The sequence below is a fragment of the Proteus sp. G2675 genome (assembly GCF_963886535.1).
GTDB lineage: Bacteria > Pseudomonadota > Gammaproteobacteria > Enterobacterales > Enterobacteriaceae > Proteus > Proteus mirabilis.
This window is the reverse complement of record NZ_CAWPCB010000052.1, coordinates 19767-38541: the sequence shown is the minus strand read 5'-3', so window position 1 is coordinate 38541 and position 18775 is coordinate 19767. Positions and strand designations below refer to the sequence as shown.

17 protein-coding genes are annotated in these 18775 nt (G+C 39.7%); 1 reads left to right on the top strand and 16 read right to left on the bottom strand.

Annotation, left to right across the window (positions count from 1 at the left end; all coding sequences use genetic code 11):
* The 8 genes from pal to AACQ49_RS16505 all read right to left on the bottom strand — a co-directional run bounded on the left by pal (window position 1) and on the right by AACQ49_RS16505 (window position 6684).
* Window positions 1–498 carry a peptidoglycan-associated lipoprotein Pal gene (pal, locus tag AACQ49_RS16540; RefSeq protein ID WP_004247551.1) on the bottom strand — a complete coding sequence of 166 codons (498 nt, stop codon included), beginning with the start codon at window positions 496–498 and terminating at the stop codon, window positions 1–3.
* 45 nt (window positions 499–543) lie between these two features.
* Window positions 544–1839, bottom strand: a complete 1296-nt coding sequence (tolB, locus tag AACQ49_RS16535) for a Tol-Pal system beta propeller repeat protein TolB (protein WP_004244437.1) — start codon at window positions 1837–1839, stop codon at window positions 544–546.
* A gap of 142 nt (window positions 1840–1981) precedes the next feature.
* Window positions 1982–3049: a cell envelope integrity protein TolA gene (tolA, locus tag AACQ49_RS16530; RefSeq protein WP_004244436.1), complete on the bottom strand. Its 1068-nt coding sequence runs from the start codon at window positions 3047–3049 to the stop codon at window positions 1982–1984.
* Window positions 3050–3076: 27 nt separating this feature from the next.
* Window positions 3077–3502 carry a colicin uptake protein TolR gene (gene tolR, locus AACQ49_RS16525; protein ID WP_004244435.1) on the bottom strand — a complete coding sequence of 142 codons (426 nt, stop codon included), beginning with the start codon at window positions 3500–3502 and terminating at the stop codon, window positions 3077–3079.
* Window positions 3503–3524: 22 nt separating this feature from the next.
* Window positions 3525–4211 carry a Tol-Pal system protein TolQ gene (gene tolQ, locus AACQ49_RS16520; RefSeq protein WP_004244434.1) on the bottom strand — a complete coding sequence of 229 codons (687 nt, stop codon included), beginning with the start codon at window positions 4209–4211 and terminating at the stop codon, window positions 3525–3527.
* Window positions 4211–4606, bottom strand: coding sequence for a tol-pal system-associated acyl-CoA thioesterase (gene ybgC, locus AACQ49_RS16515; RefSeq protein WP_004247549.1), 396 nt, complete (start codon window positions 4604–4606; stop codon window positions 4211–4213). The genes tolQ and ybgC overlap by 1 nt, the downstream gene beginning before the upstream one ends.
* A gap of 310 nt (window positions 4607–4916) precedes the next feature.
* Window positions 4917–5324, bottom strand: coding sequence for a hypothetical protein (locus AACQ49_RS16510; RefSeq protein WP_020945357.1), 408 nt, complete (start codon window positions 5322–5324; stop codon window positions 4917–4919).
* Complete coding sequence (locus AACQ49_RS16505) at window positions 5314–6684, bottom strand: MFS transporter (RefSeq protein ID WP_161779179.1); 1371 nt, start codon at window positions 6682–6684, stop codon at window positions 5314–5316. The genes AACQ49_RS16510 and AACQ49_RS16505 overlap by 11 nt, the downstream gene beginning before the upstream one ends.
* A gap of 90 nt (window positions 6685–6774) precedes the next feature.
* On the opposite strand from AACQ49_RS16505, the gene AACQ49_RS16500 reads away from it, so the two are divergent.
* The gene (locus tag AACQ49_RS16500) at window positions 6775–7668 is read left to right on the top strand and encodes a LysR family transcriptional regulator (protein ID WP_012367668.1); all 894 of its coding nucleotides are present in this window, start codon (window positions 6775–6777) and stop codon (window positions 7666–7668) included.
* A 90-nt stretch (window positions 7669–7758) separates the two neighbouring features.
* Here AACQ49_RS16500 and ybgE read toward each other — a convergent pair whose 3' ends face one another.
* The 8 genes from ybgE to sucA form a co-directional block, all read right to left on the bottom strand.
* Window positions 7759–8043, bottom strand: a complete 285-nt coding sequence (ybgE, locus tag AACQ49_RS16495; RefSeq protein WP_004244426.1) for a cyd operon protein YbgE — start codon at window positions 8041–8043, stop codon at window positions 7759–7761.
* Window positions 8043–8156, bottom strand: coding sequence for a cytochrome bd-I oxidase subunit CydX (gene cydX / locus AACQ49_RS16490; RefSeq protein WP_004244425.1), 114 nt, complete (start codon window positions 8154–8156; stop codon window positions 8043–8045). Before cydX ends, ybgE begins: the two co-directional genes overlap by 1 nt.
* A gap of 12 nt (window positions 8157–8168) precedes the next feature.
* Window positions 8169–9326, bottom strand: coding sequence for a cytochrome d ubiquinol oxidase subunit II (cydB, locus tag AACQ49_RS16485; protein ID WP_004244423.1), 1158 nt, complete (start codon window positions 9324–9326; stop codon window positions 8169–8171).
* Window positions 9327–9340: 14 nt separating this feature from the next.
* Window positions 9341–10909, bottom strand: a complete 1569-nt coding sequence (cydA, locus tag AACQ49_RS16480; protein ID WP_004252190.1) for a cytochrome ubiquinol oxidase subunit I — start codon at window positions 10907–10909, stop codon at window positions 9341–9343.
* Window positions 10910–12393: 1484 nt separating this feature from the next.
* Complete coding sequence (gene sucD, locus AACQ49_RS16475; protein WP_004244421.1) at window positions 12394–13266, bottom strand: succinate--CoA ligase subunit alpha; 873 nt, start codon at window positions 13264–13266, stop codon at window positions 12394–12396.
* On the bottom strand, window positions 13266–14432 hold the full coding sequence (sucC, locus tag AACQ49_RS16470) for an ADP-forming succinate--CoA ligase subunit beta (RefSeq protein WP_004244420.1): 1167 nt from the start codon (window positions 14430–14432) through the stop codon (window positions 13266–13268). Before sucC ends, sucD begins: the two co-directional genes overlap by 1 nt.
* A 161-nt stretch (window positions 14433–14593) precedes the next feature.
* A complete protein-coding gene (gene odhB / locus AACQ49_RS16465) occupies window positions 14594–15802 on the bottom strand; it encodes a 2-oxoglutarate dehydrogenase complex dihydrolipoyllysine-residue succinyltransferase (protein ID WP_036908252.1) in 1209 nt (402 codons plus the stop codon).
* 13 nt (window positions 15803–15815) lie between these two features.
* Window positions 15816–18620 carry a 2-oxoglutarate dehydrogenase E1 component gene (gene sucA, locus AACQ49_RS16460; protein ID WP_004244418.1) on the bottom strand — a complete coding sequence of 935 codons (2805 nt, stop codon included), beginning with the start codon at window positions 18618–18620 and terminating at the stop codon, window positions 15816–15818.
* Between the last annotated feature and the right edge of the window lie 155 nt (window positions 18621–18775).

Here is an 18775-nt window from a genome sequence, read left to right as displayed (position 1 = left end):
TTAGTAAACCAGTACTGCACGACGGTTTTTCGCATAAGCGGCTTCGTCATGACCCAGTACAGCAGGTTTTTCTTTACCGTAAGATACGATTGATAATTGATCAGCTGATACGCCTTTACCTTGCAGATACATTTTAACTGCGTTTGCACGACGTTCGCCTAACGCGATGTTGTATTCTGGAGTACCACGTTCGTCAGCATGACCTTCGATAGTAATGCGTACTGAAGGGTTAGCACGCAGGAATGCAGCGTGAGCATCTAACAGTTGAGCATATTCTGAAGTAACGTCATATTTATCAAAACCGAAGTAAACAATGTTAGTTTGTTTCAGTTGTTCTAATTGCTGACGTGCTAATTCTTCAGCAGTAGGGCCTTGCTCAGTAACAGGTACATTGTTGCTTGTATCTGTTTGATCATCGTTTTTGTTTGAGCTACATGCTGCAACAGCAACGAGTGGTAATGCTAACATCAACCCTTTAAACACTTTGTTTAATTGCATCTCTAATTGTTCCTTTATTTGTTTGCCATACATAATTCTTATGCATCACATAAACGGAGACCAGGCAGGTGATTTAACCTGACCATCAGTCGCCGGAAGACGCGCTTTGAAACGTCCATCAGTCGATACTAGTCGCAAAATGGTTCCTAAGCCTTGAGTGGAGCTATAAATAACCATAGTGCCGTTAGGCGCGATGCTTGGCGTTTCATCCAGAAACGTATCTGTTAAATATTGAACAGCATTCGTTTCTAGATCCTGCTTAGCGATATGTTGCCTACCGCTTTCAGAACTCACCATAACTAAGAAACTACCATCAGGACTTACTGCAGGATTTTGGTTTTGTTTTCCTTCCCAAGTAATACGTTCTGGCGTTCCTCCGTTAATATTAATTTTATAAATTTGAGGACGTCCGCCTTGATCCGAAGTATAGACCAAAGTCTGTCCATCAGGCATCCAAGTCGGTTCTGTATTATTACTTCTACCATTGGTTACCTGTGTCATATTGCCACTGGCTAAATCCATTACATAAAGATTTAGACTACCGCTTTTTGACAGTGCAAAGGCTAATTTAGAGCCATCTGGAGAAAAAGCAGGTGCACCATTATGTCGAGGGAAAGAAGCGATTTGACGCACTTCCCCCGTTGCTAATGTCTGTACAACTAAAGCAGATTGACCACTTTCAAATGTAACATATGCTAGTTTAGCACCATCAGGAGACCAAGCGGGTGACATTAATGGCTGTGATGAACGATAAACGCGATCTTGATTAAATCCATCATAGTCAGATACACGTAATTCATATGGATAAGCGCCACCATTAGTCACAACGACATAAGCAATACGGGTACGGAACGCACCACGAATGCCAGTTAATTTTTCAAAGATTTCATCACTGGCGGTATGAGCAGCATATCGTAACCATTTATTGCTGATTTTATACTCACTTTGCGCTAAAACCGCTCCCGGAGAGCCAGCAACATCAACTAATTGATAGCTAACAACATATTGACCATCTGCCGAGGGCTGAACACGCCCTACAACCACTGAATCAATACCTAATGCTGTCCAGAGTGCAGGTTGAACCTCAGAAGCGGTAACGGGTTGTTGAGGCAAACGATTCATATCAATAGGGTTAAATTTACCACTATTTCGTAAATCAGCCGCAATCACTCCAGCAATATCTTCTGGCATTTGACCTGTGCCTTCCCATTTAAAAGGAACAACACCAATAGGGCGTGCAGTATTCACCCCTTGTGTAATTTCAATGCGAACTTCTGCATTAGCGAGCGTTGTAACGCATAATATCAAAAGTCCGAAAATAACATTTAATGCCTGCTTCATCATGTCTCCCTTTTATTATTGCGGTTATTGCGCAATAACGCACAGAATAGTAACAAACGCTTTTAAACAACACCATACAACACATCAATAACATTCTAAAATAGAGATAAATTAATGTATGTTTTCCTACTATCAGACAGTTTTATGGCTTAAACTCAATTGTTGGTGATTTTACTTGTTCGTAAATATCTTTCGGTGGCTTAGGCAATGTTGCCATTTTAGCCGCTTGTAATGCAACTTGGCATAAAGCCGGATCACCACCTACCGCTTTTGCACTTACTAACATACCGTCTGGTGCAATACTTATTTTAAGGTCACATTTACGACCTTTATATAAATCAGAATCAAAAAACTTCTGTTCGATGGCAACTTTTACTTGCCCAGTATAGCGATCAATGCCCGCAGCATTTGCCCCAGAGCGATTACCACCACCTTGACCTGCTGCAGAAGCCCCCGATTGTTTATCGCCTTGAGCAACTAATCCATCGAGTAGACTATCAACCGCTTTACTTTGTTGCTGTGCAGCGGCTTTCGCTTTAGCTTCCGCTGCTGCTTTGGCTTTAGCTTCTGCGGCTGCCTTCGCTTTTGCATCAGCCTCTGCTTTCGCTTTAGCATCGGCTTCAGCCTTCGCTTTTGCCTCAGCTTCTGCTTTTGCCTTCGCTTCTTCTGCTTTCTGTTTTGCTGCTAATTCTGCTTGTTTCTTCGCTTCTGCCTCTGCTTTGGCTTTCGCATCAGCTTGCTCTTTTAAAATACGATCGCGTTCAGCTTTAGCTTGTGCGGCAGCTTCTTCAGCCTGCTTTTGCTCTTCTTTCGCTTTAGCAGCGGCGGTGGCCGCTTCACGACGTTGAGCTTCTGCAGCCTCTTTTGCTTGCAAACGTTCCACTTCTAACGCTTTTAAACGTTCTTGTTCTTTAATTTGTTGTTGGCGTAGCTCTTCTTCTTGTTGCTGCGCCCGCGCTTTACGTTCTTGTTCTGCTTTTTGGACATTAGCTTGTTGCGCCTTTTGCTGATTATACTCTTGTACTACCGCATTAGGGTCAACCATAATAGCATCAATAACTTGCCCATCAGATCCACCGCCACCGCCTAAATTCCATTTCTGAGTTAACGATCCCCAGATAAGCAAAGCGATGATCAGTAAATGCAAGACAGTAGACAAGATAACTGAACCGCTCAATTTACTTCGGATTGGTTTCGTCTTCTTTCCCACGCTATTATCCAAACTTATTTCAGCCTACTAAAGAGGCTGAGTCATTAAACCGACAGACTTAACACCCGCTTGACGTAACATGTTGAGTGCTTTAATTATCTCATCATAAGGAACATCTTTAGCGCCACCAATAAGAAAGACCGCTTTCGGGTTTTTTTCTAATTGTCGTTTTGCTTCAGCCATAATCTGTTCTTGAGGTAAAAGCTCTAAAACCTCTTGTTCAACACGGATATTATATTGCCCCACTCCAGCAACTTCGACAATTACAGGCGGGTTATCACTGGTTGAAACAGTCTGTGTTTCTGTTGCTTGTGGAAGATCAACCTCAACACTTTGTGAAATAATTGGCGCTGTTGCCATAAAAATCAGCAAAAGCACCAATAACACATCAAGCAAAGGTACTATATTAATTTCTGATTTTACGCCTCGGCGGCTACTGCGACCTCGTGCCATCAGCTCTCTCCTTTTGCGTTAACTATTTCTTTTCTGCGGAGACAAAAGCTTGGCGATGTAAAATCGTCAGGAACTCTTCCATAAAGTTATCGTAACTTTGTTCCAACTTATTTACACGTTGCGTAAAGCGGTTATAAGCCATAACTGCGGGGATGGCCGCAAATAAACCAATGGCTGTTGCAATCAACGCTTCAGCAATACCGGGTGCCACCATCTGTAAAGTTGCCTGTTTAACGCTACCTAAAGCGATAAATGCATGCATAATCCCCCATACCGTACCGAATAAGCCAATATAAGGACTAATTGACCCCACCGTACCTAAAAAAGGAATATGCGTTTCTAAGGACTCTAATTCACGATTAAATGAAACACGCATTGCACGGGAAGCCCCATTAACAACGGCATCGGGTGCATGAACATTCGCTTGATGTAGTCGTGCAAACTCTTTAAAACCAGAATGAAAAATTTGTTCTGCCCCTGATAACTCGTCACGACGAGCTTGGCTTTCTTTATATAGACGAGCCAAATCAGTGCCTGACCAGAATTTATCTTCAAAATCTGCCGCTTCACGATCTGCTGCATTCAATACTTTCGTACGTTGAATAATGATCGCCCATGAGGCAATAGAAAATCCGATTAATAACAACATGATCAACTTAACTAAAAGCCCCGCTTTTAGAAAGAGATCGATAACATTCATGTCAGCCACTACTTAAACTCCGCGATAATGGACTTAGGAAGCCCTACAGGCTTCATTTTTAATGAATCAACGCAGACAACTAATACATCTGCCCTACACAGTACCACACCATCTTGATTGATAAGCTTTTGAGAAAATGTCATTGATGCACCACGTAATGTAGTAATTTCACTTTCTACTTTCAGAAGCTCATCAAGCCGTGCTGGCGCAATATAGTCAATGGTTAATTTACGCACAACAAACGCAACATGATCATACTCCCGTAAATCATGCTGATAAAAACCTTTTTCTCTGAGTAATTCTGTTCTTGCACGTTCAAAATATTTTAAATAACTGGCATGATAGACCACACCACCGGCATCAGTATCTTCGTAATAGACACGAACTGGCCAAAGAAACCGCATAATTCCATCCTTACATTCCTTGAGTAATCCCATAAATAATTAAGCTATAGATTTGTTAACTATACTTAAGAGGTGCCTCTAAGGGAATCATAGTAACGTAAAGAATAGAAAACACCGTTTTCAGACGCCAATCATAAACTCTTCTTTGCAACACGCAATATGCTTTAGCGCCTGAATAGAAAAAATATTTTTATTAGTTCAGCATTAAAATGCTTGCTAATTAACAATTAATAGTTTAGCACTCTGATTCAAACTTTTTCCCAACCAATAAAAAAACCAGTCTTATTACTGGTTTTTTTATTAAAATCAATCAATTATCTAATACAGGTGTTTCATGCAAGTAATACCACTGCCATTGACAATCTAGAGACGCGCGTCTCAAAACTACCACAGATTGACGGGTGAGAATCTTCTTATTTTCATAATGCGTTTCACGATAGCTCACCGTTGCCCAATGTTCAGATTGGTAAATAATGTTATAGCTATCTGTTTCAATCCTCAATTCTGGCCTTTTCCCTGCATTACGAGAAAACATTGCCATTACATCATCATAATTTATTTTCTTTCCTGTTATACCAATCATAGAAAACGTGTTGGCAAGTAACATTTCTATATTTTTTAATGCCTGTGTAGCAATAGGGGTTTGAGTAAAAACAGTTTCAATCTCATTATGCAACACTTGCACACTTTCTATTAATGGGTCTATTTTAATACTCATGATTTGTTTCCTGTAAGTTTGTTTTTTGCTTTAACAATATGAAAAGAAATAGCGGAAATAATCCTATGGTTGCACAGATAAAAAATGTCGTGCTATAAGCCATTTGTGACGATACAAAAAGAGATAATGTGTTGAAGATCATTGCAACAAGTGTCGCGCCAACACTAAATACAACTTGACGATTTATATTCCAAATAACACTAGCTTGAATAAGCCTTTGTTTATCAAAGTCATAAAGGGCCGTTGTTTGTGCTGTATTTGCACCGATCCCTCCACCAATTCCCATCATTAAATAAGCCAGTATTAATAAAGGCAGATCGCTCTCTTTATTTACTAATGCTAATAATACAATACCAATACTGTGCAGAATTAAAGCGAATATAGCTAAGCGCTTCATACCCAATTTATTATAAAGTGCACCACCAACAATAATGGAAATAAATGCACCTATAGCATATAGCAGCATAAAACTGCCTGTACCCTGCCCCGAAAAATGGAGATATTGTTGTAAATAAAAAATCGCCAGAATATTTACACCAGTAAAAACACCTGGAATACAGTAATAGAGAAAAATGGAAAGTGATAAGTTTCTATTTTTTAATAAATTTAGATTAATTACCGGTGATAAACTCTGTTTATAATGACGATAATAAAGAAGAGAAAATAATGCAGCAAAAAAACTGATGACTAATGCTAATTGTGTAGAGTGATACTCACCGTAAGCAGATAATGCACATAACCCTGATACGATAATAATACTGATTAATAAGATCCCTTTAAGATCTGGTATTATATTTTCTTGTGATTTAGACTCTTTTACCCAAATAAAAGCCAAAAACGCAGTAAGTAATGAAAAAGGCACATTACTATAAAAAACCCAACGCCAAGATACAGCATCAACGATAAACCCACCTATTGTGGGAGAAATTGCAGGTGCAATAAGAGCAACAGCCATAATTAAAGTTGAGACTTTGCTTCTTTCATGCCCTTGAAAATACTGAAATGTTAGAGCTTGGCCGATGGGAATTAATAATCCACCACTAAGACCTTGAATAAAACGCCATAAAATCAGCTCAAAAAATGAGTGTGAATAGCCTACTAACGCCACAGAAGCACTAAATATCAACATCGAGCTGACCATTAATGCTCTCACGCCAAAACGTTGAGATAACCAGTGACTCAATGGAATAATCAGTGTTAAACCTAAAATATAACTATTTGATACCCATGTAATGGAGACGATAGATACCTTCATATCCGCTGCAATTGCTGGTAATGCAATTGCCGACATAAAAATATTTATACAATCAATAAAAAAACTCAGTAAAAAAATAATGGCTATTTGATAACGATAAGACATAGCAATCCTCCGCCCTATAGGGTACGAAAGATTGACGAATATCGTCTATCTGACAAAATAGAACTTATTGTTTAATCAGAGTAAACAATCATGCAAAATCAAATAGACCGAATTCGTTCTTTTATCGCCGTAGTAGATACAGGCTCTTTTACACAAGCAGCAAAGTATTTACGCTTAAGTAAATCAATGGTGAGTATTCATATTAAAGCATTAGAAACGGAATTAAATGTATCTCTTCTTAATCGGAATACTCGGCGCTTCACATTAACTGAAACGGGAGAAATCCTTTATCAAGATTTTCGTCAAGTTTTAGTTCAACTCGAACAAACATTAGATAAGGCACGGTTAGGACAACAAAACTTACAGGGAACTTTACGATTAACTTCAACGGCTGAATTTGGTGAACATTATATATTGCCACTTTTACATCAATTTATGTGTTTACACCCTCAACTAAAAGTGCAATATATATTCAATTCTTCTATTGATGATCTTATCAATCATAAGTTAGATTTGGCGATACGCCTTGGCGCATTAAAAGACAGTAATTATCGCTATCGCAAATTAGCAGATTACACAATCAAATTAGTGGTATCACCACATTTATTGAAAAAATATCCTATCCAAGAAATTGCAGATTTAGCGGCAGTTCCCTATCTTGCAAACAGCAATTTACGCCATAGCAAACTCAGCCAACAAGATAAAATAAATCAACTATTTTCACAATTGCACTCAATGGCACTTTTCGAAACGAATACTATTAGTGCATTAAAACAGATGGCACTCAAACAAATGGGAATGACTATATTACCAGAGTGGTACATTCAACAAGAAATAACACAGGGTGAACTTGTTAGCCCTATTCCTGAACTTACCTTATTAAATCAATCTATTAATGTCATTTTTCCACATGGTGAACATATGCCAAGAAAAACCCGTCTATTTATTGATTTTTTAAAAGAGAGAATTAATTCTATGCCCTAAAAGGTGAGGGGGAATATTGCATAACCCATATACAAGAAGTGAATGCCTTATTTTACGCCACTTACTAGAGGTTAAAATAAGGCATTTTGATTAGAAGAAGAAATAATATAGCCCTACAACTAAAATAATAATGGCGGGAATGGGATGTAATAGATATTGCGCTACAACATGTTTAGGACGATAGGCTAAGCCAAAAACTGCCCCTGCACATACAGCCCAAATCAGTAATATTCCTTGCCAAATCGCTAATGAGCTTGTATTAGCCGCGAATCGACTCGGATCCCACATAACACAAAATGCCATTGCTAGAGCCATGATTAAAACAAGAGCCCTAATTGGGCCCTTGTTAAGTAGTTGGTAACTTTTATCCAACATTATTCTTCACTTTCTGAAGTTTTTTTCGCTTCAGCGTGCTCATAAGCCAGTCCTGCGATCACCGCAATACTACAAGCGAAGAGTGTGCCGAGAAGCCATGCAAAATACCACATTCTCTATGCTCCTTAGTAAAGAGTATGATTATTGCCTTCGATAAATTTCTTATCGAGGCGACCATGCATTTTCCAGTAACACCAGATAGTGTAGAGGAGAACGATAGGTACAAAGATAATCGCGACTACTGTCATCACTTGTAAAGTGAACAGGCTTGAAGTTGCATCCCAAATTGTCAAGCTTACATCAGGGAATGTGCTTGATGGCATAATGAATGGGAACAGGGTTACACCAAACGTTAGGATAACACAAGCAATAGTCAGTGAAGTGAACAGGAATGCCCAAGCTCCTTTGTTTGCTTTAGTTGCAACAACCGCTAATAAAGGACTTAACAGACCTAATGCCGGTAAGATCCATAAAATAGGATAGTTGTTGTAGTTCGTCATCCAAGCGCCAGCTTCGTGAGAAACTGTTTTCAACAACGGAGAAGAAGGACCCGCAGTATCAACCGCACTAGTGATAATAAAGCCATCAATACCGTAGATTAACCACACGCCTGCTAATGCAAAAGCAATAAAAGTGATTAAAGAGGTAATGTAAGTTGCTTTACGAGTACGCTCATGCAGCTCACCGGTAGTACGCATTTGAAGATAGCTAGCACCCTGTGCCACAATCATCATTAAGCTAATAACACCAGCTAATAAACCATATGGGTTTAATAGGCTTAACAGGTTAATTAGTGCGTTAGTTGTACCATTATAAGATACACGTTGCATGCTATCGACTTCTAATGGAACACCTTGTAATAGGTTACCAAAAGCAACACCGATAACTAATGGTGGAACAAAGCTACCAATAAAGATACCCCAATCCCACATACCACGCCATTTTGGTGATTCTAATTTAGAACGGTAGTCAAAACCTACTGGACGGAAGAATAATGCCGCCAGTACGAAGATCATACCAAAATAGAAACCAGAGAATGCCGCAGCATATACCATTGGCCATGCAGCGAATAATGCACCACCGGCAGTGATTAACCAAACTTGGTTACCATCCCAGTGAGGTGCAACAGAGTTAATTAAAATACGGCGTTCTGTGTCATCTTTTGCAATGACGCGCAATAACACACCAACACCCATATCAAAACCATCGGTGACCGCAAAGCCGATCAGTAAGATACCAATCAGTAGCCACCAAACAAACCGCAATACTTCATAATCAAACATAGTGGACTCCTGTGTTACTTACTTTGTGCAGAAGAAGCTGTCTTCTGTTCAAAGTGATAGCGACCCGTTTTCAGACTACTTGGGCCAAGGCGACCAAATTTGAACATCAGGAACATTTCGGCAACGAGGAACAGAGTATACAGACCGCAGATAAGTCCCATAGAAACGAGAATATCAGCCTGTGTCAGTGAAGAAGTTGCTACAGCCGTAGGCAAGATTTCACCAATCGCCCATGGTTGACGTCCATATTCTGCAACAAACCAGCCCGCTTCAACAGCAATCCATGGTAATGGAATACTAAACAGCGCAGCACGCAGTAACCATTTGTAGTTACCGATACGATTAGACAGAACAGTCCAGAAAGAGATCGCAACAACCAATAACATCAGGAAGCCGGCAGCAACCATGATACGGAATGACCAGAAAAGTGGTGCGACGTTAGGAATAGAGTCTTTTGCAGCTGACTTAATTTGTTCTTCAGTTGCATCAGAAACATTTTCAGTATAACGCTTCAATAATAGACCGTAGCCTAAGTCTTTTTTAGACTCATTGAATGCAGCTCGTACGGCAGGATCAGTATTACCTGAACGTAGTTCAGTTAATAGGTCATACGCCTTCATACCATTACGAATACGCACTTCATGCTGGCTCATCAGATCATGCAGACCTAATACCGGCGTATCAAAAGAGCGCGTTGTGATGATCCCCATTACATATGGAATTTCAATAGCAAATGAGTTTTCCATTTTTTCTTGATTAGGGAATGCAATCAAGTTAAAGGAAGCTGGCGCAGGCTGTGTGTGCCACTCACCTTCAATAGCAGCCAATTTGGTTTTTTGTACGTCCCCCATTTCATAACCAGATTCATCACCCAGTACGATAACAGATAATACCGCTGCGATACCAAAGGTTGCCGCAACAGCGAAAGAACGTTTTGCAAAACCGATATCACGACCTTTGAGTAGGTAGTAAGAGCTGATACCTAAAACAAAGAATGCACCAGTACAGTAACCTGCAGCAACGGTGTGAACAAATTTCACCTGAGCGACTGGGTTTAAGACCAGATCAGCAAAACTCAACATTTCCATTCGCATGGTTTCAAAGTTGAAGTCTGCAGCAACAGGGTTTTGCATCCAACCATTTGCGACTAAGATCCACAGCGCAGAGAAGTTAGAACCAAAGGCAACTAACCAAGTTACCATTAAGTGTTGCTTCTTGCCTAAACGATCCCAACCGAAGAAGAATAATCCGACGAAAGTTGATTCTAAGAAGAATGCCATCAGACCTTCGATTGCTAAAGGCGCACCGAAGATATCACCAACGTAATGAGAGAAATATGACCAGTTAGTACCAAATTGGAACTCCATGGTCAAACCAGTTGCGACACCCAGAGCAAAGTTAATACCGAATAACTTACCCCAGAACTTTGTCATATCTTTGTAAACTTGTTTACCTGACAGGACATATATCGTTTCCATGATTGCCAACATAAACGCCATACCGAGCGTTAATGGGACAAACAGGAAGTGATACATCGCTGTTAAGGCAAACTGTAACCGTGACAGTTCGACAATATCAAACATCTTGACTCCTTGCTCCTAGCAGGAAGACACCGACTTGCGGCAACCCGACTTTAATTAATAAATAAAGCCTCATAACTACCAGCAATAAATGCCTCTAAAAACAACAACGAATATTAAAGACCAAAAACACAATACCTTACAAATAGTACGCCTATATTTACATATAATAAATATATTTTGCGTGACCCAGATTTGAATTCTGAGCTTAGGTCAACAATACGACTTTTAGGTTAGTAACAGCATATTTGATCGTGTGCCAATTTAAGCATATTTAGAAAATTTTTCCACAATTAATAACTTGACCCACATCAAAAAAACACTTTAATGTTAACTAGTTGCGAATAAATTACCCAATAGTTACCGTAATGTTAATTTACTGTTGGTTTTATTTTTAAGTATAATTTACCTCCCATTAATTTCCATAATAAAATTAACTTTTTATTTTCATAAATACATTTAAATAGTCATATTTAGCTGTATTTCATTAATTCTAATATTAAAAACATTTTTTTTCAGGTAAAAAAGGGATATTTAAAAAAAATAATCTATTAATTAATAAGTTGAAAATAAATTTTTAATTTTTTATCTTTTTAAATTTAGTTTTATCGAGCGAACCTAAAATATAAATAAACTCTTATAATGATAATCTTTTTTTAATACAAAGTTTAATTTAGGATAAATAATGTATCTATCCGTTGAATAGAAATAACTTATACACTCTATAGCAATCATACCTTAAGCCATAAAAATAAATAATATTCCTTTGTAAAACAACAATATACAATCATTTCATTTTTAAAATATGGATAGCAAAATGGCATAACTGTATTGAAGAATGATTATTTGTAAGCTTTATCTCTAAAGTTTAGCTGATAGTTGATAGTTTAATGTTATTTTAGAAGGTCGGTTTTTTAGCATGGTTACTCTGCTACTCATTAAACTTCTCTTTCGAGCATTATTGTATCTATAATACATTTTTCACTATGAAACCTTCACCATACTGCAATAGGGCAAGATTGTGCCCTTCCAATAATACTAACAAATGATAATAATTGAGGGGGGTTATCTGCTAATAAGGTATCGTTAAACAATATAAATTAACTATAGTAAATCTTATACACATAGTATTAATGAATAAAAATTATACTAAAAGTATCCCTTTTTTTGCCTTCCCCTACTCTTCATATCAGTTAGGCTGAGCAAAACAAATTCCGCATTTTTTAGCAAACCAGGGCTCAGGTATTCTTGTTTAGCGCCATATTTTCGTTATTGCTGTGTTTAAATCACTATTTAACACACAAAAAATGAAATAAAAATATATTTAAAAACAATAAGATGAGATAAAATCGAACAAAAATACACGTGACTACTTGCTGACAGCACCTAAAAGCGCCATAAAATAGAACAATAAAAAATGCCAATCTCCAGTTTGATCAGAGATTGGCATGATATGTAGTTTTAACTAGAGGTAATTAACAAAAATGTTACTTATTTAATAGCGATTTAACAGCATCACCGATATCAGCTAAACTACGTACTGTTTTAACGCCAGCGGCTTCTAATGCGGCAAATTTCTCGTCAGCAGTACCTTTACCACCCGCAATAATGGCGCCAGCATGCCCCATACGCTTACCTTTAGGTGCTGTAACACCAGCAATATAGCCTACAACAGGTTTGGTAACGTGATCTTTGATATAAGCAGCTGCTTCTTCTTCTGCTGTACCACCAATTTCACCAATCATAACAATTGCTTCTGTTTGCGGATCTTCTTGGAATAGCTTCAGAATATCAATAAAGTTCGATCCCGGAATTGGGTCACCACCGATACCAACACAGGTTGATTGACCTAAACCAACGTCAGTAGTTTGTTTTACTGCTTCATAAGTTAAAGTACCTGAACGAGAGACAATACCTACTTTGCCAGGTAAGTGAATGTGACCAGGCATAATACCAATTTTGCACTCACCTGGAGTAATAACACCCGGACAGTTAGGGCCAATCATGCGAACACCAGCTTCATCTAATTTTACTTTTACAGTCAGCATATCCAGCGTAGGAATACCTTCTGTAATTGTAATAATTAGTTTAATACCTGCATCAATAGCTTCTAAAATAGAGTCTTTGCAAAATGGTGCTGGTACATAAATAACCGTCGCCGTCGCCCCCGTTGCTTCCACTGCTTCACGTACAGTATTAAATACTGGTAAGCCTAAATGTGTTGTACCACCTTTACCCGGTGTAACACCACCCACCATTTGAGTACCGTAAGCAATAGCTTGTTCGGAGTGGAAAGTTCCTTGGCTTCCAGTGAAACCTTGGCAAATAACTTTAGTGTTTTTATCGATTAAAATAGACATTATTTTGCCTCCGCTGCTGCAACAACTTGTTTAGCGGCATCCGTTAAGCTCTTAGCAGCAATAATATTTAAACCGCTATCTGCTAATTTTTTAGTGCCTAACTCTGCATTGTTTCCTTCAAGACGAACAACAACTGGTACGTTAACACCGACTTCTTCAACTGCACCAATAATACCGTCTGCAATAAGGTCACAACGTACAATGCCACCGAAAATGTTGACTAATACAGCACTGACATTTTCATCTGACAAAATAATCTTAAATGCTTCTGTAACACGCTCTTTGGTTGCCCCTCCCCCAACATCAAGGAAGTTAGCAGGTTCACCGCCATGCAGTTTAACGATATCCATGGTTCCCATAGCTAAACCAGCGCCATTAACCATACAACCGATATTGCCATCGAGTGCTACATAATTTAATTCCCATTGTGCCGCTTGCGCTTCACGTGGATCTTCTTGTGATGGATCATGCATTTCACGCATTTCCGGTTGACGGAATAACGCATTACTGTCCACACCTAATTTACCATCAAGACAAATCAAATCATCATCTTTGGTGATCACTAATGGGTTGATCTCAATAAGCGCTAAATCACGCTCTAAGAAGATCGTCGCTAATCCCATAAATATTTTAGCAAATTGACTAACTTGTTTGCCTTTTAAACCGAGTTTGAAGGCTAATTCTCGTCCCTGATAAGGCATAGGTCCTGTCAGCGGATCAATAATGGCACGATGAATAAGCTCTGGCGTTTCTTCCGCCACTTTTTCAATTTCAACGCCACCTTCAGTAGAAGCCATAAAGACAACACGACGGGTACCACGGTCAACAACAGCACCAAGATAAAGTTCTTTAGCAATATCTGTTGCCGCTTCAACCAAGATTTGTGTTACTGGTTGGCCATTAGCATCTGTTTGATAAGTTACTAAACGTTTGCCTAACCATTGTTCAGCAAATGCGCGGATCTCTTCTTTTGAGTTGACGACTTTTACGCCACCCGCTTTACCACGTCCACCCGCGTGAACTTGACATTTAACAACCCAAGGGCCTTGGCCAATTTTTGATGCAGCTTCTTCTGCCTCGCGCGGCGTGGAGCAGGCGAAACCAGCAGGTGCTGGTAATCCATACCGTGAGAAAAGCTGTTTTGCCTGATACTCGTGTAAATTCATGATGTTCTATCCATAATCTTGTTGAAAGTCGGACTTTCTTATTTTTTTGACTATAAGCCAGAAAAATCTGGCTTCACGAACACACTGTACTTCTTTGATGCTTGTGTATGTTGCTGTAGAGGCAGGAGGAGCATCTCCTGCCTAAAAGCGATATTTATTACCTACACATCCAGTAATAAACGGGCAGGATCTTCTAGCATTTCTTTAACGGTCACTAAGAAACCGACAGACTCACGGCCATCAATTAAACGATGGTCATAAGAAAGTGCTAGATACATCATAGGTAGAATAACAACCTGACCATCAACTGCCATTGGGCGATCTTTAATCGCATGCATACCCAAAATAGCACTTTGTGGTGGGTTGATAATCGGTGTTGACATTAATGAGCCAAAAACACCACCGTTAGTAATAGTAAAATTACCGCCCGTTAAATCTTCAACGGTTAATTTACCATCACGACCTTTCACTGCTAATGCTTTGATATTTTTCTCAATATCCGCCATGCTCATCGCATCTGCATCACGTAATACCGGTGTTACCAGACCACGAGGTGTTGATACGGCAATACTGATATCAAAATAGTTGTGGTAAACCACATCAGTACCATCAATAGACGCATTGACTTCTGGATAACGTTTTAACGCTTCCACTACCGCTTTAATGTAGAAAGACATAAAGCCTAAACGTACACCGTGGCGTTTTTCGAATGCTTCACCATATTGAGCACGTAAATTTTTAATAGGCTGCATGTTGATTTCGTTAAACGTTGTCAACATGGCGGTAGTATTTTTCGCTTCTAATAAACGCTCTGCAACACGTTTGCGTAAACGTGTCATTGGTACACGTTTCTCACTACGATGCGGTAATGGAGCTTGAGAAACTTCAGCGGTGGCCGCTGTTGCTGATTTATTATTAGCAACATGGCTTTCAATATCTTGACGAGTTAAGCGTCCACCAACACCACTGCCTTTTACATCTGCTGGATTAATATCGTGTTCAGCGACTAAACGACGTGCTGTCGGGCTAAGAGCATCATTGCTTTCTTTCGCAACAATATCTGCACTTTGACGTTGCGCAGGCGTCGTATCTTGTGCAGGTTTCACATCCGCAGGAATACCAGTGCTATCACCAAGACGAATACGTCCTAATAATTGACGTGAACCTACCGTAGCGCCTTCTTCTTCAAGAATGCTATCCAGCACCCCAGCTTCACTCGCCGGTACTTCTAACACAACTTTATCTGTTTCAATTTCAACCAGCACTTCATCGCGTTGAATGCTATCACCAGGTTTTTTATGCCAAGTTGCGACTGTCGCGTCAGCAACTGATTCAGGGAGATCCGGTACTAGAATATCTACACTACTCATTTTCTATCCTTATTTATTCAACTTTCAGTGCATCTTCAACCAGAGCTTTTTGTTGCTCCTGATGAACAGAGGTATAACCAACAGCTGGAGAAGCTGATGCAGGACGACCTGCATAACGTAATGTTGCGCCAGTAGGAATAGCATCACGGAAGTTATGCTGACTACAATACCAAGCGCCCTGATTTAGCGGTTCTTCTTGACACCAAATAAAATCTTTCACATGAGCATAAGGTGCCAAAATCTGTGCCATATCATCATGAGGGAATGGATATAGCTGTTCAATACGAATAATCGCAACATCTGTTTGCCCATTAGCACGACGTTGTTCTAATAAATCGTAGTAAACTTTCCCTGAACACATCACGACACGTTTCACATCCGCTGGATTTAATTCATCTAACTCACCAATTACAGGTAAGAATTTACCATCCGCTAATTCATCTAAGCTCGATACCGCTAATGGATGACGTAACAGTGATTTAGGTGACATAACGATTAATGGGCGACGCATACCACGTAACGCTTGGCGACGTAACATATGGTAAACCTGCGCCGGTGTGGAAGGCACACAAACTTGCATGTTTTGCTCTGCACATAATTGCAGATAGCGTTCCAAACGTGCAGATGAGTGCTCTGGACCTTGGCCTTCATAACCATGAGGTAACAGCATGACTAAGCCACACATACGACCCCATTTTTGCTCACCAGAGCTAATAAATTGGTCGATAACCACTTGTGCTACGTTAGCAAAGTCACCAAATTGCGCTTCCCAAATAGTCAGCCCGCGAGGCTCAGTAGTAGCATAACCATATTCAAATGCTAATACCGCTTCTTCTGTTAAGACAGAATCCCAAACATTAAATTGACCTTGGGCGTTATGAATATTGGCTAATGGTACATAAACTGAACCATTGGTTTGATTGTGAATAACCGCGTGACGATGGAAGAATGTGCCACGGCCTGCATCTTCACCAGAGAGGCGAATAGTAATACCTTGATCCACTAAAGTGGCATACGCTAAGGTTTCAGCCGCCCCCCAATCGAGTAATTTTTCGCCTTCAGCCATAACAGCACGATCGGCATAAATTTTCTCGACGCGAGATTGCATTGCGATTTCAGAAGGTACTGTGCTGACACGACGCGCTAAATCTTGTAAGCGTGATTTTTCGACTTTATGCGGATACTCTTCATTCCATTCATGGTTTAAGTAAGGTTCCCATGTATAAGAATGTAGCCCCATAGGACGATACTCTTCAACGACACAATCACCACGATCGAGAGCATCACGATAGAGATTAACTAACTCAGTAACATCATTAGCTTCGATTAAACCTTGCTCTACTAACTTATCAGCATAGATCTTACGAGGTGTTGGATGTTTTTTGATTTTTTGATACATCAATGGCTGAGTTGCATTTGGCTCATCCGCCTCGTTATGTCCATGACGACGATAACAAACAAGGTCAATCATCACATCACGCTTAAAGGTATTACGGAAATCCAACGCTAAACGGGTGACGAAAGCTACCGCTTCAGGATCATCTGCATTTACGTGGAAAATAGGTGCTTGAACCATTTTCACAATATCAGTGCAGTATTCTGTTGAACGGGCATCTTTAGGATTTGATGTGGTAAAACCAACTTGGTTATTAATAACGATACGAACCGTACCACCAACTTCATAACCGCGAGCTTGTGACATGTTCAGTGTTTCTTGAACAACACCTTGCCCTGTCACTGCTGCGTCACCATGAATGGTGATCGGAAGAACCATATTACTGCGCGCTTCATCTAAGCGGTCACGACGAGCACGGACTGAACCGATAACAACCGGACTCACAATTTCTAAGTGAGATGGGTTAAAGGCTAAAGCAAGGTGAACTTGAGCACCTTCTGTTGCAAAATCAGATGAAAAGCCTTGGTGATATTTAACGTCACCAGTTCCCAAATGCTCTTTGTGTATACCCGCAAATTCATCAAATAAATCTGCCGGTTTTTTCCCTAAAATATTAACCAGAACGTTTAAACGTCCGCGGTGAGCCATGCCAAGTACCACTTCACGGGTATCTTGTTTCCCTGCATGACGAATTAAGTCTTTTAACATTGGGATCAGAGCATCCCCACCTTCTAAAGAGAAACGTTTTGCTCCTGGGAATTTAGCCCCTAAGTAACGTTCTAACCCTTCAGCTGCAGTCAGTTCTGCTAAAAAGCGAATTTTTTCTTCTTTAGTAAATTGGTCTGCAACATTGACAGATTCTAAACGTTGTTGGATCCAACGTTTTTCTTCTGTATTGGTAATATGCATATATTCAGCACCGATAGAACCGCAGTAAATACGTTTCAGTGCTTCATAGATATCACCGAGTTTCATGGTTTCTTTGCCGATAGCAAAAGAACCAACATTAAAGGTTTCTTCAAAATCTTCTTTGGTGAGATTATGGAAAGCAGGATCTAAATCTGGAACAGATTCTCTTTTCCATAAACCAAGCGGATCGAGATTAGCATTTTGGTGACCACGAAAACGAAACGCATTAATGAGCTGCAAAACTTTAACTTGTTTTGAGTCCATTGCAGGATCGCTTACCGAGGTATGATATCGAGTGGATTCTTTTGCGAGGCGTCTGAAGTAGTCGCGGGTTTGAGAATGCGACTGTTCTGCGCCTTGACTTACGGGTAGTTGTTGAAAGATTTCTCTCCAACTTTCGTCAACAGAGTTTGGGTCAGTTAGGTAATCTTCATAGATTTCTTCTATGTAAGACTGATTCTCTCCTGCTAGAAATGTGGAATCTAGCCAGTCCTTCATTGCGCCGTTCTGCATTATGATCCCTTAAGCTATACAGCTTTAGTTCGCCGTGGATAACTAGTACCGTTATTAAACGGTGTCGATTGCAAGGTTCTCTTATGACCCGCTATCTCGCAGGTTCTTAAAATATTGGAGTTTTTCACTCTCAAGGAACCTTTAAAAACTGTCTA

What these genes read in the sequence shown, in the direction of transcription:
- sucC (WP_004244420.1), bottom strand. Translation starts at nt 14,432, where the DNA reads ATGAATTTACACGAGTATCAGGCAAAACAGCTTTTCTCACGGTATGGA.
- odhB (WP_036908252.1), bottom strand. Translation starts at nt 15,802, where the DNA reads ATGAGTAGTGTAGATATTCTAGTACCGGATCTCCCTGAATCAGTTGCT.
- pal (WP_004247551.1), bottom strand. Translation starts at nt 498, where the DNA reads ATGCAATTAAACAAAGTGTTTAAAGGGTTGATGTTAGCATTACCACTC.
- cydA (WP_004252190.1), bottom strand. Translation starts at nt 10,909, where the DNA reads ATGTTTGATATTGTCGAACTGTCACGGTTACAGTTTGCCTTAACAGCG.
- AACQ49_RS16500 (WP_012367668.1), top strand. Translation starts at nt 6,775, where the DNA reads ATGCAAAATCAAATAGACCGAATTCGTTCTTTTATCGCCGTAGTAGAT.
- sucD (WP_004244421.1), bottom strand. Translation starts at nt 13,266, where the DNA reads ATGTCTATTTTAATCGATAAAAACACTAAAGTTATTTGCCAAGGTTTC.
- sucA (WP_004244418.1), bottom strand. Translation starts at nt 18,620, where the DNA reads ATGCAGAACGGCGCAATGAAGGACTGGCTAGATTCCACATTTCTAGCA.
- cydX (WP_004244425.1), bottom strand. Translation starts at nt 8,156, where the DNA reads ATGTGGTATTTTGCATGGCTTCTCGGCACACTCTTCGCTTGTAGTATT.
- cydB (WP_004244423.1), bottom strand. Translation starts at nt 9,326, where the DNA reads ATGTTTGATTATGAAGTATTGCGGTTTGTTTGGTGGCTACTGATTGGT.
- tolB (WP_004244437.1), bottom strand. Translation starts at nt 1,839, where the DNA reads ATGAAGCAGGCATTAAATGTTATTTTCGGACTTTTGATATTATGCGTT.
- AACQ49_RS16510 (WP_020945357.1), bottom strand. Translation starts at nt 5,324, where the DNA reads ATGAGTATTAAAATAGACCCATTAATAGAAAGTGTGCAAGTGTTGCAT.
- ybgC (WP_004247549.1), bottom strand. Translation starts at nt 4,606, where the DNA reads ATGCGGTTTCTTTGGCCAGTTCGTGTCTATTACGAAGATACTGATGCC.
- ybgE (WP_004244426.1), bottom strand. Translation starts at nt 8,043, where the DNA reads ATGTTGGATAAAAGTTACCAACTACTTAACAAGGGCCCAATTAGGGCT.
- AACQ49_RS16505 (WP_161779179.1), bottom strand. Translation starts at nt 6,684, where the DNA reads ATGTCTTATCGTTATCAAATAGCCATTATTTTTTTACTGAGTTTTTTT.
- tolR (WP_004244435.1), bottom strand. Translation starts at nt 3,502, where the DNA reads ATGGCACGAGGTCGCAGTAGCCGCCGAGGCGTAAAATCAGAAATTAAT.